This window comes from Phenylobacterium sp. CCH9-H3, assembly GCF_001557235.1.
GTDB lineage: Bacteria > Pseudomonadota > Alphaproteobacteria > Caulobacterales > Caulobacteraceae > Phenylobacterium.
Genome location: NZ_LSJI01000025.1, coordinates 24,407 through 38,773, shown reverse-complemented (window position 1 = coordinate 38,773; position 14,367 = coordinate 24,407). Strand labels below are relative to the sequence as shown.

The window sequence follows — 14,367 nt, the reverse complement described above, 5'->3', positions numbered from 1 at the left end:
GCGGTCCGATTTTCAGCCCGCGCGATCTGCGGCGCGGGCGTTGCAGATCTCGAGGAATCCCGCGGCCATGAAGCGCGCCATGCGCTGCTTTATGGCGGGGAAGTCTTCCGACTTGCACACGCCGCCCGACAGTTTGTCGATGCGCCCGGTGCGGGCGAGGGTCACCATCAGGGCGCCGGTCACGAAGTGATAGCCCCAGAAGATGTCCTCTTCGGCGCAGTCGGGGAGGGCCTTCTTGAGGAGCTCGATCAGCCGCAGCACGACCGGATCGAAGTGCTGGTCCATCAACTCGGCGCCCCACTCCGGGGTGTTGGCCACAAGCGCCCCCAGCGCGCCGTAGTTCTTCCACCCTTCGCCGCCCTGGATGTAGAGGTCGAGGTCGGTGTCGAGGAAGGCATGGAGGGCGCCCTCGACGGTGGGCTTGCCGCCCGTCGCCGCGTCGTAGGCGTCCAGGGCGTTCATACGCCGCTCGCTGGTGACGGCCGCGCGCCGGGCGAACACGGCGTCGAACAGCGTCTTCTTGTCCTCGAAATAGTAGTTCATCAGCGTGTGGTGCACGCCCACCCGCTGGGCCACGTCCTTCAGGGTGACGCCGTACAGGCCGTGCCGGGAAAACAGGTATTCCGCCGCGTCGAGGATCTGTTCGATGGACTCCGCGCGCTGCTCGGCCTTCTTCGATACGCGGCGGGGGCGGGACGTCTCGGGCACGTCGGGTTCTTTCCGCCGCACCGCCGCACCCGTCAAGTCGGCGCGCCCGGCGCGCCGCCGCCTCTCGGCGCGATCCTCGCCATCGATCACGCGCGCGCCTCTTCGCGCTTCAGCACGCGGGCCAGGGCGAGGAAGAGCGCCACCGCCACCAGATAGACCGGGGTGAGGGCATAGAAGGCGAGCTGCAGCGAGTTGTCCGGATGGTCGGGCCTCAAGAGGTCGCTGACTGCGCCGACGAAGGTGGGGCCGACGCCCATCCCGACCAGATTCATCACCAGCAGCAGCAGCGCGCCCGACAGCACCCGCTGCTCGGGCGCCACCTCCTCCTGCACCAGGGCCACGGCCGACGAGAGGTAGAAGTAGTTCAGGAAGGTAGGACCCAGGAGGAACGCCAGGGCCACGGGCCAGTTCGGCGCCCAGACGAACGCCAGATAGGGCAGGACGGCGAGCGACAGCGAGATCGCGGGCGCCAGGGCGTAGGCGGTCTTGGTGCGGCGCGTGAACCGGTCGATCACCCGGCCCGAGACGAAGATGCCCCCGCCCATGCCCACCGCCACCACCAGGGCGTACCAGAGCGAGACGTCCGGAAGGGTCATGCCCTTCTCCCGCATCAGGAAGAGAGTCGTGAAGTTGCCGGCCCCGTAGGTGACGATCTGCGTCGCCGCGCTGGCCAGGGCGACGAGCCGGAGGGCGGGGGTCGAGAAGAAGTTGCGCACCGTCGGCCAGAAGCGGGCCTGACCGCCCGTGGACTTCGGCGGGAGGCCCGCGGCGCGGTCGAGGCCGCCGCGCTCCGGCTCACGCACCCCGAACAGCACCACCAGCGCGGCCACGAGTCCCACCGCGCCCAGGATCAGGAACGCCATCCGCCAGCTGTAGGCCGCCGCGAGCGCCGCTCCGAACGCGACCCCCATGGCCTGCCCGATCGGCGGGCCGAGGTTGAAGAGGCCGAGAGCCGTGCCGCGGCGCCCAGGCGGGAAGTAGTCGGTGATGATGGCGTACGACGGCGGCACCCCGCCCGCCTCGCCGACGCCGACGGTCATCCGGGCCAGCACAAGCTGCGGATAGTTGGCCGAAAGCCCGCACGCCATGGTGGCCGCGCTCCACAGGCCGCAGGCGACCGCCAGCACGCGCACCCGATTGGTCCGGTCGGCGAGCCAGCCGACGGGGATCGAGATCAGGCAGTAGAACAGCGCGAAATAGAGGCCGCTGATCAGGCCGAGCTGGCCGTCGGTGACGCCGAGCTCGTCCTGAATGGGCTTGGCCAGGATCGACAGCAACTGCCGGTCCAGGAAATTGAGCACATAGACGAAGCAGAGGATCGCCAGGACCGGCCAGGCCCCGGCCGCCGGCCTGAGAGCCGCGGCGGAGCTCCCGTCCAGCTCCGCCGCGGCCGGCGCAAGGGGAGTCTGCGCCATGACCTAGAAGTCGTAGCCGACCCGCACGCCCACCGTGCGCGGCCGCTGTTCCGCGAACCGGCTGGCGAGGAACGCCTCGGGGTGCACGTAGGTGATCTTGCGGCTGTTGAAGAGGTTCTCGACGTAGGCCGCGACGGTCAGCTTCTCGAGGGCCACGGCGAAGGTCGCGTTCACGTTGGTGTAGGCCTGCGTATAGGCGTAGGTCGTCTGGAGCACGCCCGGCCGGCCGGGGATATATGGGAAGAGGCCCGGATACTTGCCCACCCGCTGGACTACGGCCGAGAGGTTGGCGCGGGCGTCGGGCGTCAGGTCGAAGCCGTAGTTGAAGTAGGCGGCGCCCTGGAAGCGGGGCGATGCGAGGCGCACGCCCTCGCCGGCGCCGGAAATGGCGGCCTCGGTCGGCGTGAGCTTGGTGACCTCGGCCTCGTTGAAGGCGCCGTTGACGCCCACGGTCAGGCCTTCGGCCGGCAGGGCGATGACCTCGAACTCGAGGCCCCGGCTGACCGCCTTGCCGATGTTCGTCGCGAACTGCACAGAGTCGGACACGCGGTTCGCCTGGACCTGGATGTTCTCCCAGTCGATCCAGTAGGCGGCGAGGTTGGTCGTCAGCCGTCCGTTCAGCCAGCGGCCTTTCAGGCCGATCTCGTAGTTCGTCAGGTCGTCGGAGTCGGCGCCCGCCGGGATGACGATGTCGTTGGGGTTCACCACGCTCACACGGCCCGCGAAGGCGTTCACCACAGGGGTCCGGAAGCCCGTCGAGAGGGTGGCGTAGGTGGTGATGGCCGAGCTCGGCTTGTACGAGAGGCTGATCTTGTACGAGGGTCCGGTCTCCTTCGCCTTCACGCCCACCGCTGGCGCCACCTGGGTGATGGTCAGCGGTCCGCGGAAGCCCGGGGTGAGCGCGGCGGTCAGGTAGTTGCTGTTGTAGCCGCCCTCGGTGATCGTTTGCGCCTCGAAGCCGCCGTAGCGCAGGCCGCCCGTCACCCAAAACTGCTCGTTGAAGCGGTAAGTCACCTCGCCGAAGCCAGCCAGCTCCTGCGAGTTCGTGTGGTTTCCGAAGCGCTGGTAGTATTCGTCCGGAAGGCCGGTGAAGCCGCGGAACGCCAGATAGTCGGGGCGTGAGCGGTAGTTGTAGTCAACGTCGATCCGGCGATCGAGGTAGAAGCCGCCGATCACCCAGTCCCACTTGCCGCCAGGATCGGAGGCCAGGCGCGCCTCCTCCACGAAGGTGTCCATGTAGGCGTCGGCGTCCAGGCCGAAGGCGATGCCGAGGGGGCTTCCGGTCGCGTTGCCGAACGTGCCCCCGAGATCCACGTAGAACTTCTGATTGAACTCGGACCAGGTGGTCGAGCTGGTGAACTGGGCGCCCTCGAACTGGTGCTCGACGGTGGCGTTGTAGCTGGTCAGCCAGCCCTGGAAGAGGTCCGGCCGGTCCGACACGCGCTTGTCGTGGCCCAGGGCCGGGCTGATCGTCGAGGCGTCGCGCGGCTTGCTCACCTCGCGCGAGACCAGCAGCTTCACCGAGGTCCGGTCCGTCGGCGTCCAGAGCAGCGCCACCCGGCCGCCCCAGGCGTCGAGGTCGTTGGAATTCTTCCTCGCGGTCAGGCCGACGTTGTCGATGTAGCCTTCCTCGTCGCGGTAGAAGCCCACCGCGCGCAGCGCCAGCTTCTGGTGCACCAGGGGCACATTGACCATGGCGTTGTAGCGCTGGCGTAGGGAATCCGAGCCCGTCAGCCCGTAATCGACCAGGACCGAGGCGTCGAACTCCCTGAGGTCGGGCTTGCGGGTCAGGATGCGCAGCGCCCCTGACAGCGACCCGGAGCCGAACAGCGTGCCCTGCGGCCCCCGCAGGAACTCGACCCGCTCCACATCGTAGAGGTTCGGGTCCAGCACTGTCGTATTGCCGATCGTGGAGATCGGAAGCTCGTCGATGTAGACCGCCACGGTGCTCTGCAGGTTGGCGCCGTAGCCGTTGGTCGCGATGCCGCGCGCGGTGAAGTTGTTGAAGTTGGCGCTGGGGCGGTTCAGCACCACGCCGGGCGTCTCCACCGCCAGGCCTTCGTAGCCGACGATGCCCTTGGCCGTGAGCGCCTCCTGCGAATAGGCCGTGACGCTCAGCGGCACGTCCTGCAGCCGCTCGCTGCGCCGAGTTGCGGTGACGATCACTTCCCCGACGTCTGTCGCCCTGGGGTTTGCGGGCGGGGTCTGAGCCAACGCAGGCACGGCCGCGCCGAGGGTCGCCGCGCAGGCCGACCCGAGTAGAAGCGCCTTCATCGTTTCCATCCCTCTCTCGTAGCCCCGGTCATTGGCGCCGGTGCTGTGGGAGGGAGCATGCGATCCGCCTCACATGCTGTCAATGTTCACTCTCTTGCGCGTGAGTATCTTGGGGCGAGACGCGCTCGTTCATCAATTCAGCTGATGAAACTCAACAGGTGAAATTATACTTGGCCGTGGATCGCGTATTCTTCTGTTGAGTGAAATAACCGCGAAACAATAAGGTATTCGGTTGACGCTGGCCGGTCGGGTTCGCCAGATGACACGCCGCCTGATGAGGGTTCGGTGCGGCTGTTCGTCCAAGGCGAAGGACGGCGCCTTGGACATCTGAAGAGGTCGGAATGCGGGACGGGTTCAGCGGCTTGACGATCGGCCTTGCGGCGCTGACGGCGCTCGGGATGGCGGGCCCCTTGCAGGCCGCGCCGGCGCCCGGACCCGTCACGGCGATCGTCGATGCCACCGTCTTCGACGGCACGGGGGCCGCGCCGCGGGTTGCGACGGTCATCATCCGCGACGGCCGCATCGCTGAGGTCGGGCCGGGGCTGAAGCCGCCGCGCGGCGCGGTGGTGGTGCCGGCCAAGGGCAAGGCCCTGCTGCCCGGCTTCTTCGACCTGCACACGCATTGGACGCCGGGCGGGGCGCCGGCTGTGGCGCCCAGGATCGCCGCCGCCTATGTGGCCGCCGGCGTCACCACGGTGAACGACTTCCACCAGCCGCCCGAAGCCTACGCGCCGCGCCGCCGCTGGCTGGACGGCCTGACCACGCCCCATGTCAACTTCACCGCGCGGATGAGCACGCCGGGCGGGCACGGCGCCGACTGGGCGGACGTGGCCACCACGAAGTGGGTGAGCACGGCGGAGGCGGCCCGCGCCGAGGTCCGCGCCCTGCTCCCGTACAAGCCCGACGCCATCAAGGCGTTCGCCGACGGCTGGCGCTATGGCAGCTCGCCCGACAACACCAGCATGGACTACTGGACCCTGTCGGCCCTGGCGGACGAGGCGCACAAGGCGGGTCTGAAGGTGCTGACGCACACCGTGACCGTCGATCGCGGCAAGGTCGCCGCCCGCGCCAAGGTCGACGTGATCGCCCACAGCCTGCAGGACCGCGAAGTCGACGACGAGGTCGTCGCGCTGATGAAGGCCAACGGCACGGTCTATGCCCCGACACTGGCAGTCTACGAGCCCGTGAAGCCGGGTCAGCCGCCGCCGGCCAATCGCGACGATCCGCGGGTGCAGCAGTCGTTCCGCAAGTTCGGCTACGCGCTGCACAACGTGAAGGCGCTGCACGACGCGGGCGTGCCGATCGCCGTCGGCACCGACGCCGGGATGCCCGGCACACCCCACGGCGCGGCCACGCTGCGCGAGATGGAGCTGCTGGTGCAGGCCGGGCTGACGCCGGCCGAGGCGCTGATGGCCGGCACGGCGAACGGCGCCCGGGCCATGAACGCGATCGCCGACCGGGGCACCATCGAGAAGGGCAAACGCGCCGACCTCGTGCTGGTCGCCGGCGAGCCCTGGGCGAACATCAGCGACATCCGCAAGACCGAGCGGGTGTTCATCGACGGCCGGCCGGTCTTCGGGCCGGGAGCCAAGCCGACGCCGGCCGACGGCCAGACTTCGATGCCGGCGATCAAAGTCGCGGCCCTGATCGACGATTTCGAAGGCGCGCCAGGCCGCACCCGCCTCGACACGCTGCGCCTGGACGACATGGACGGCGGCCACGATCGCACCGTCCAGGTCAGCCAGGTGGCCGTCCGGCAGGGCCGTGACCACGCCCTGCTGCTTGCCGCCCGCATGGCGACCAAGGAAGCGCCGAGCGCGGGCGTCATCCTGCCGCTCAGCCGCGGATCGGTGGAGCCGGTGGACGCGCGCGGGTTCAAGGGGATCCGCTTCGACGTCCGCGGCGACGGAGGCCCCTATGCGGTGACGGTGAATACACAGAGCGGCCGCTGGCGCGCGCCGGTGACGGCGGACGCCGAGTGGACCACCGTAGAGATTCCATTCTCGAGCCTGACCCGCGCGCCGGGCCGCGGCGGAGACGCCCCCTGGACCGGGGCGGACCTTCTGGATGTCGGCTTCAGCGGCGGCCGCGCGGCCGGCGAGCGCCTTTGGCTGCAGATCGACAATGTGAGCTTCTTCTAAAGCGTCGCGGCCGGCGCGCCTGCGCCGGCCGTACCGACCTGCGGGCGCAGCCCGCGTGATACCGAGGGGACCTCCAGTATGAGCTTGAACCGCGCGCTCAAAGGCGCCGCCGCAGCCCTCGCGCTGCTGTCGATGTCACTGGCGCCGCTCGCCCAGGCGGCCGGTCCCGTCACCTCGCCGAAGGAGGCGTTTGGCCACGACATCGGCGACGACTACTTCCTGGCGAACTACACCCAGCTCGAGGCCTATTTCAAAACCGTCGCCGGCCAGTCCGACCGCATGAAACTGGTCGACATCGGCCCCACGGAGGAAGGGCGGCGCGAGTACATGGCGATCGTCTCGTCGCCGGCCAACCTGGCCCGGCTGGACCGCTACCGCGAGATCGCCCGCAAGCTGGCCAAGGCCGAGGGCGTCAGCGAGACCGAGGCGAGGGCGCTGGCCGCCGAGGGCAAGGCCGTGATCTGGATCGATGGGGGGCTGCACGCCACCGAGGTGGTGCCACCGCAGGCGCTGATCGCCGCGTTGCACGAGATGCTGACCCGCGACGACGCCGAGACGAAGCGGATCCTGGACGACGTCATCATCCTGTTCGGGCAGGTCAACCCCGACGGCATGGAGCTGGTGTCGAACTGGTACATGCGCAACGCGGACGAGAAGAAGCGCGAGTTTTCCAGCCTGCCGCGGCTCTATCAAAAGTACATCGGTCACGACAACAATCGCGACTACTACATGTCCGCGATGAAGGAGACGACCAACGTCAACCGGATCTTCTTCCGGGAATGGTTCCCCCAGATCATCTACAACCACCACCAGACCGCGCCGGGTGGGACGGTGGTGTTCGTGCCGCCGTTCCGCGACCCCTTCAACTACAACTACGATCCCCTGGTGATGTCGACCCTGAGCGAGGTCGGCGCGACCATGCACAGCCGGCTGATCAGCGAGGGCAAGCCGGGGTCGACCATGCGCAGCGGCGCCACCTATTCCACCTGGAACAACGGGATGGAGCGGTCGGTCACCTACTTCCACAATGCCGTGGGCCTGCTGACCGAGATCACCGGCCACCCCACGCCCATGGCCATCCCGCTGGTGGCGCGGAACCAGATCGCGCGCAACGACCTGCCGGCGCCGATCGCGCCGCAGCCCTGGCGTTTCCGCCAGTCGATCGACTATTCGCTCAGCCTGAACCGTGCGGTGCTGGACTACGCCTCCCGTAACCGCGAGCGGCTGCTCCTCAACATCTGGCGCATGGGCGACAACTCGATCCGGCGCGGCCGCCAGGACAGCTGGACGATCACGCCGAGGCGGATCGAGGCCCTCGAGGCCGCCGCCAAGGGCAAGCCGCTGGTCGGCTCGGGCCGCACCGCCGGCCTGGACCCCGAACTCTACAAGACTGTGCTGCAGGATCCTGCCCGGCGCGACCCCCGCGGCTACATCATCCCGGCCGACCAGGCCGACCTGCCTACCGCGGTGAAGTTCCTGAACGCCCTGATCAAGACCGGCGTGGACGTCCATCGGGCGACCAAGTCGTTCACCGTCGCCGGCCGCGCCTATCCCGCTGGCTCCTATGTGGTGAAGGCCGACCAGGCCTACCGGCCCCACGTGCTCGACATGTTCGAGCCCCAGGACCACCCCCACGACTTCGCCTATCCGGGCGGCCCGCCGATCCCGCCGTACGATTCCACCGGCTATACGCTGGCGCTGCAGATGGGGGTGAAGTTCGACCGCGTGCTCGACGGCTTCGACGGCCCGTTCGAGCCGGTCGCGGAGGTCATGGCGCCGCCGCCGGGCCGGATCGTCGGCTCAGGCCGGGCGGGGTATCTGGTCAGCCACGAGACCAACGACAGCTTCATCCTGTCCAACCGCCTGCTGAAGGCGGGGCAGGGCGTCTACTGGCTGAAGGCGCCGGCCAAGGCTGGAGGCAAGACCCTGGCGCCCGGCGCGCTGTGGATTCCCGCCACCCCGGCCCACCGGGCCATCGTGCAGACGGCGGCCCACGACCTGGGTCTCACCGTCCACGCGATGTCCGCCGCGCCGGCGGGCGAGAAGCTCAAGCTGAAGCCGGTGCGGGTCGGCCTGGTGGACCGCTACGGCGGCAACATGCCGGCGGGCTGGACCCGCTGGCTGATGGAGCAGTACGAGTTCGACTACACGGTCGTCTATCCTCAGCGCCTCGATGCGGGCGACCTCGGCAAGGACTTCGACGTCCTGGTCTTCGCCAACAACGTCCTGGGCAGCGACGAAGGCGGCGGGCCCGGCCGGCAGCCGAAGCCCGACGAGATTCCGGCCGAATTCCGTTCCTGGCTGGGAGAGATCAGCAAGGACAAGACGGCGCCCCAGGTCGCGGCCTTCCTGCGAGCGGGCGGCGCGGTGGTGGCGATCGGGAATTCCACCCGCCTGGCCGAGATGGTGGGCGTCGCCGCGCCCAGCGCGCTGAACGGCGCCGACGGCAAGCCCTTGCCCCGCAACGACTTCTACATCCCCGGCTCGCTGCTGGAGGTCTCGGTCGACAACAGTCAGCCCCTGGCCTACGGCGCGCCCGCATCCATGGCCGTCTTCTTCGACCGCAGTCCGGCCTTCGCGGCCGGCGTCGGGACCCGCGCCGCCTGGTACCCGAAGGGCGACGTCCTGCGTAGCGGCTGGGCGGTCGGCCAGGAAAAGCTGGCGGGGGCCGGCGCGGTGGTGGATGTGGACGTGGGCAAGGGCAAGCTCTTCCTGATGGGTCCCGAAGTCGCCCAGCGCGCCCAGTCGCACGCCGCCTTCAAGTTCCTCTTCAATGGCCTGCAGTACGGCCCCGCCGCGGCGCAGGCCCGCTAGGGCCTTTCGAACCCGGGCGTCCGGCCGCATCCGCCTCTCCCTCTCGTGCGGATGTGGGCCCCCAAGCCGGATCGCCCGCCGCGTGGCGCGCCATCGCCGCGCGAGGCAGCTCTGCCTATTCCCCGGGCAGGGCTGCCGGCCGTTCGGGCAGGTTTTTGGGAGGCGCAGGTGAGGGTTCGCGCCGGGCGTCCGTCAGAAGAGTAGGCTGCATCCGCGCGATGCGACTTCCGAGGTTCCGGCGCGCCTGCCGGCCTCCTGGCGAAAGGGACGGCGTGAGCGAGACGGGCGGCGACAGCCTCGGAAGCGCGTGGCTCGATGAGGCGTCCGTCTGGGCCCTGCGCCTGCGCGAGGACCTCGGGGTCGATACGGTGGCGGCTTTCGGGGCGTGGCGCGCCAGCTCGCCCGCCGCGGACGCGGCATGGCGCGAGATCAGCCGCCTGTGGACCCTTGCGGGCGTGGCGCTCGCCGTGCAGCCGCGGCCGGCGTCCGACTGAAGCGGCGCGCTTAAGCGGCCTCCGCGCGGTCGCAACCCTCGCGCAGCGCCCGCAGCGCTCGCATGAGGTGCTTCTCGACCGCGCTCACGCTGATCTGGTGGCGGGCGGCCACGGCCTTCAGACTCTCCCCCTCGACCCGGACCGCGATGAGGATCTGGCGCGTCCGTTCAGGCAGCGTCCGGAGGATCCGCTGGGCGGCCTGGACGTCGTCGCGTGCGAACAGGAAGCGGTCGGGGGACAGTTCGTCCGGGGGAAGCTCCGTGTCGAGCAACTCGCAGTGCAAGGGGCCGCAGCGGCTCGTCGCGTGCCGATGCCGGTCGATGAGCGTCGCCGTCGCGACCTGGAAGATATACCGGCGCGGGTGCTGCACCACCTCGCCTTCGCGGTGCACGAGTCGCATGAAGATGTCCTGGACCACGTCGTCCACCTCGCTGGCGGGCAGCCGCCGCCGGAGATAGCCGCGCAGCTCGCCGACGTGCGGCCAGACCGAGGCGAGCAGGCTCTCGCCCCGTCGCGGCGCGGGCGAGGCCGGAGCGGCTGCGAGCGCGGTCACCTGCGCCGTCCTTGCGCCGCCGCCACTGCGCGCGACCTTGGTCGCAATCGTTTTCCTGCCGACATCGCGCCGCCCGTGCCCCCGTATTTCCGGTCATCAGGCTGTCACGGGATGTGGCGGGAAATCTTCACCGCTTTTACGCCCATTCAGGGACAAATTGGGATGAACGTCCACATGAACGGCCGCTTCGTAGGAGCGATCAGGCCAGTTTGTCGTTCCGATCAGTGGAGTTTGGCGAGGGGAGGGGGACCGCCGTCGTATGCTTCACCTCCTCCATGGCGAAGGCGGAGCTCACGTCCGTCAGGCGCACCGACCTGACCAGGCGCTTATAGACCGCGTCATAGTCGGCGATGCTGGAGACCTGCACCTTGAGCAGATAGTCCACCTCGCCGCTCATCCGATAGAACTCCACCACCTCCGGCAGGTCGCAGACAGCCTTGGAGAAGGCCTGAAACCACTCGTCCGTGTGCTCGCTGGCCCGCACGTTGACGAAGACCGTCACCCCCATGCCGATCGCCTCGGCGTCCACGAGGGCCACGCGGCGTTTGATCACGCCCTCGTCCTCCAGGCGTTTGATGCGGCGCCAGCAGGCATTGGACGACAGATTCACCCGCTCGGCGACGGCGGCGACAGACAAGGCGCCATCCTCCTGCAGCACGCCGAGAATCCGCAGATCGGCGGCGTCGAGGCTGACGGGCGTGCGGGGGCGCATGGCAAGGCTCCGAAATCAGGCGACGGCGTCCGAGCGTGTCGGCTCTCCCGGCATCGCGCTGAAACGCCTCGACACCCCGTCCATGCGCCGCGGGCCCCGGGTGCGCAAATGCGGGGCAGTGTCTGCGCGATTTTTTGGCGCCGCTTTGGCGGATACCGGTTTTTCTTCGCCTCCGGGTGAGGAATGCTGCCGCCATTCTCGTCACCGATCTGGGGAGCCGCGCCCGCGGGCCAACCCGCGGACGGACTGCCCGGAGTATGCTGATGACCAAATTTTCCCGATCTGCCGCCATGTGGACCCTATTGGCCGGTGTTCTCGGCGCAGGCGCCGTGGAGGCGCGGGTGGCGGAGCCGCAAAGGGCGCAGATCCTGGGCTTGGTCGACAAGGCCGGTCCCCGGATGGGCGATGTGGCGCAGCAGATCTGGGGCTTCGCAGAAGTCGGCTACCAGGAGACCAAGAGCTCGGCCCTGCTCCAGAAGGAATTGAAGGCCGCGGGTTTCACGGTCGAGCCGGGCGTGGCGGGCATGCCGACCGCCTTTGTCGCCCGCTTCCGCAACGGCGACGGGCCCGTGATCGCGATCCTGGCCGAGTTCGACGCGCTGCCCGGTCTGGCGCAGCGCGCGGAGCCGGCGCGCTCGCCGATCCCCGGGCAGGAGGCGGGCCATGGCTGCGGGCACCACATCTTCGGCGCGGCGTCCGTCGCCGCGGCCCAGGCGGTGAAGGCCTGGATGCAGGCCAACGACATCAAGGGCGAGGTTCGGGTCTACGGATCGCCGGCGGAGGAGGGCGGCTCGGGGAAGGTCTACCTCGTGCGCGCTGGGCTCTTCAGCGATGTGTCGGCCACGCTCCACTGGCATCCGTCGGACACGAACAGCGCCGCGCAGACGGTCTCGCTCGCCAACGTCAGCGGCAAGTTCCGGTTCGCCGGCCTCTCCGCCCATGCGTCCGCCTCGCCCGAGAAGGGGCGGTCCGCCTTGGACGGCGTGGAGATCCTGAACGTGGCGGTGAACTACATGCGCGAGCACGTGCCGTCGTCCGCGCGCATCCACTACGTGGTCACCGACGGCGGCAGCGCGCCGAACGTCGTGCCCGACAAGGCCGAGGTCTACTACTACGTCCGCCACGCCGATCCGCAGGTGGTGCGCGACGTCATGGGCCGCATCCAGAAGGCCGCCGAGGGGGCGGCCATGGCCAGCGAGACGAAGGTCAGCTTCGAGCAGACCGGCGGCGTCTACAACATGCTGCCCAACGACGCGCTGGGGCGGCTCATGGACATAAACCTGCGGGAGGTCGGCGGGCCCAAATGGGACGCCAAGGACACCGCCTTCGGCCAGGCCATGACGGCCCACCTGCCGCCCACCAAGCTCACCCTCGCCAGTGTCGGGGAGATCAGGCCGTACGAGGTGGGCGGCGGAGGCGGCGGCTCCACCGACGTCGCCGATGTGAGCTGGGTGACGCCCACGGCCGGCGTCACCGCCGCCACCTGGACGCCCGGCACGCCGGCGCACAGCTGGCAGGCCGTGGCCGCCGGCGGGACGCCGATCGCCACCAAGGGCGGGATCGTGGCCGCCAAGACCCTGGCGCTGACCGCCGCGGACCTGTTCACCGATCCTGCGACGATCGCCAAGGCGAAGGCCGAGCTGGATCAGCGCCGCGGCGAGGGCTTCGTCTACAAGGCCATGGTTGGCGATCGGCCGCCGCCGCTCGACTATCGCCGCAAGGCCACGGAGGCGAAGCCTTGATCCGTCGCCACCGTCGCCCCGGGCTCGCGGCCGCCGGCCTGCTGACCCTTGGTCTCGCCGCCGCGCCGCTCGCGGCGACGGCGGCCCCCTTCCGCTTCGAGCGGCTGGATATCCCGGCGCTCGACAAGCCCGGCGCCCTGGCGAACGCCTGGGCCGACTACGACGGCGATGGGGACCTCGACCTCGCCACGGGCTTCAAGGACGGCAGCGTCGTGCTGCTGCGCAACGATCGGGGCGCGCTGGTCCCCTCGGGCGTCCGGTTCGACGTGGGCGGCCGGGACGCGCGGGCTCTGGCCTGGGGCGACTACGACGCCGACGGCGATGTCGACCTCTACGTCGGGACCTCGCCCACGCCGCGGCATCGCAACCGGCTGTTTCGGAACGACCGGGGCGGCGTCTTCACCGAGGTCGGCGCCGAACTGGGGATCGCCCCGCCGGATGCTTCGACCCGGCAGGTCTCGTGGATCGACATCGACCGCGACGGCGATCTGGACCTCTTCGTCGCCCAGCGCGCGGCGGCGAACCAACTGTTCCGCAACGACGATGGCAAGTTCCGGGATGTCGCGTCGGAACTGGGCCTCGCCGACCCACGCAAGACGGTGGGCGCATGCTTCTTCGACGCCGACCAGGACGGCGACCTCGACGTGTTCGTCGCCAACCAGGCCGGCGACCGCGACGGCTATTTCCGGAACGACGACGGCCGGTTCGTCGATGTGGCCGAGGCGCTGGGCCTGACGCCGCTGCAGCGACCCGCCGACGAGGGCTCGGTCGGCTGCGCTGTCGGCGACTACGACAACGACGGCGACTTCGACCTGTTCGTGGCGGCCTACGGCAAGAACCGCCTGCACCGGAACGACGGCGGGACGTTCACGGAGGTCGCCGCGGCCGCGGGGCTGCTGGCCGACGACCATCACGTGGCCGGCGGCTGGGCCGACGTCGACCAGGACGGCTGGCTCGATCTCTACGTCACCACCTTCCGCACGCCCAATCCGACGCTGAAGGATCATCTCTACCGCAACCGTGCGGGCCAGTTCGTCGACGAACTGCCGGCCGGCCTCGACGTCGTTCCGGCCGACCATGGCGTGCAGTGGGCCGACCTGGACAGCGACGGCGACCTGGATCTGGCGCTGACCCACAACGACGACAAGGTCGGCGCCGGCCGGGTCTATCGCAACGACAGTCCGGACGCCGCGCATCGAGGGGCGCTGAAGGTGGCCGCGGTGGATTCGCGCGGCGTCGCGCTGGTCCCAGGCGCGGAGATCCGCCTTTTCGACGCCGCCGGCCGGCTCCTGGGCGCGCGGATGATGGACACCGGCGGCGGCTACGACTCCCAGAACGCCATGCCGGTCCACTTCGGGACCCTCGGCCTGCGGAAGGTCACGGTCAGCGTCACCTTCCTGACCCCCCAGGGCCGGCGCACGGTGACCCGGCGCGACGTCGATCCCGCGGCGCTCGCCGGCAAGACGCTGGTCGTGCGCCAGCCCGGCCGCTGACGTGAGCCCCATGGGAGAAAC

General features: G+C 69.6%; 10 protein-coding genes. 5 read left to right on the top strand and 5 right to left on the bottom strand.

What is annotated here, in order from left to right:
• Positions 1–12: 12 nt before the first annotated feature.
• From AX721_RS01925 to AX721_RS01915, 3 genes are all read right to left on the bottom strand, one after another.
• The gene (locus tag AX721_RS01925) at positions 13–708 is read right to left on the bottom strand and encodes a TetR/AcrR family transcriptional regulator (RefSeq protein ID WP_068874314.1); all 696 of its coding nucleotides are present in this window, start codon (positions 706–708) and stop codon (positions 13–15) included.
• Between the two features lie 86 nt (positions 709–794).
• Positions 795–2,123 (bottom strand): MFS transporter, encoded by a 1,329-nt coding sequence (locus tag AX721_RS01920; RefSeq protein WP_068874242.1) that lies wholly within the window; start codon positions 2,121–2,123, stop codon positions 795–797.
• Between the two features lie 3 nt (positions 2,124–2,126).
• A complete protein-coding gene (locus AX721_RS01915; protein WP_068874312.1) occupies positions 2,127–4,397 on the bottom strand; it encodes a TonB-dependent receptor in 2,271 nt (756 codons plus the stop codon).
• Positions 4,398–4,738: 341 nt separating this feature from the next.
• Here AX721_RS01915 and AX721_RS01910 point away from each other — a divergent pair, with 341 nt between their 5' ends.
• The 3 genes from AX721_RS01910 to AX721_RS01900 all read left to right on the top strand — a co-directional run bounded on the left by AX721_RS01910 (position 4,739) and on the right by AX721_RS01900 (position 9,846).
• Positions 4,739–6,538, top strand: a complete 1,800-nt coding sequence (locus tag AX721_RS01910; RefSeq protein WP_068874241.1) for a CIA30 family protein — start codon at positions 4,739–4,741, stop codon at positions 6,536–6,538.
• 78 nt (positions 6,539–6,616) lie between these two features.
• Positions 6,617–9,352 (top strand): M14 metallopeptidase family protein, encoded by a 2,736-nt coding sequence (locus AX721_RS01905; protein ID WP_068874240.1) that lies wholly within the window; start codon positions 6,617–6,619, stop codon positions 9,350–9,352.
• 272 nt (positions 9,353–9,624) lie between these two features.
• Positions 9,625–9,846: a DUF4880 domain-containing protein gene (locus AX721_RS01900; RefSeq protein ID WP_068874238.1), complete on the top strand. Its 222-nt coding sequence runs from the start codon at positions 9,625–9,627 to the stop codon at positions 9,844–9,846.
• A 10-nt stretch (positions 9,847–9,856) separates the two neighbouring features.
• Here AX721_RS01900 and AX721_RS01895 read toward each other — a convergent pair whose 3' ends face one another.
• Positions 9,857–10,399 carry an RNA polymerase sigma factor gene (locus tag AX721_RS01895; RefSeq protein WP_068874236.1) on the bottom strand — a complete coding sequence of 181 codons (543 nt, stop codon included), beginning with the start codon at positions 10,397–10,399 and terminating at the stop codon, positions 9,857–9,859.
• Positions 10,400–10,598: 199 nt separating this feature from the next.
• Positions 10,599–11,111 (bottom strand): Lrp/AsnC family transcriptional regulator, encoded by a 513-nt coding sequence (locus AX721_RS01890; protein WP_068874233.1) that lies wholly within the window; start codon positions 11,109–11,111, stop codon positions 10,599–10,601.
• Positions 11,112–11,374: 263 nt separating this feature from the next.
• Between AX721_RS01890 and AX721_RS01885 the strand changes: the two genes are divergently transcribed.
• On the top strand, positions 11,375–12,853 hold the full coding sequence (locus tag AX721_RS01885) for an amidohydrolase (RefSeq protein WP_068874311.1): 1,479 nt from the start codon (positions 11,375–11,377) through the stop codon (positions 12,851–12,853).
• A complete protein-coding gene (locus AX721_RS01880) occupies positions 12,850–14,346 on the top strand; it encodes a CRTAC1 family protein (protein WP_068874230.1) in 1,497 nt (498 codons plus the stop codon). Before AX721_RS01885 ends, AX721_RS01880 begins: the two co-directional genes overlap by 4 nt.
• Positions 14,347–14,367: the final 21 nt, after the last annotated feature.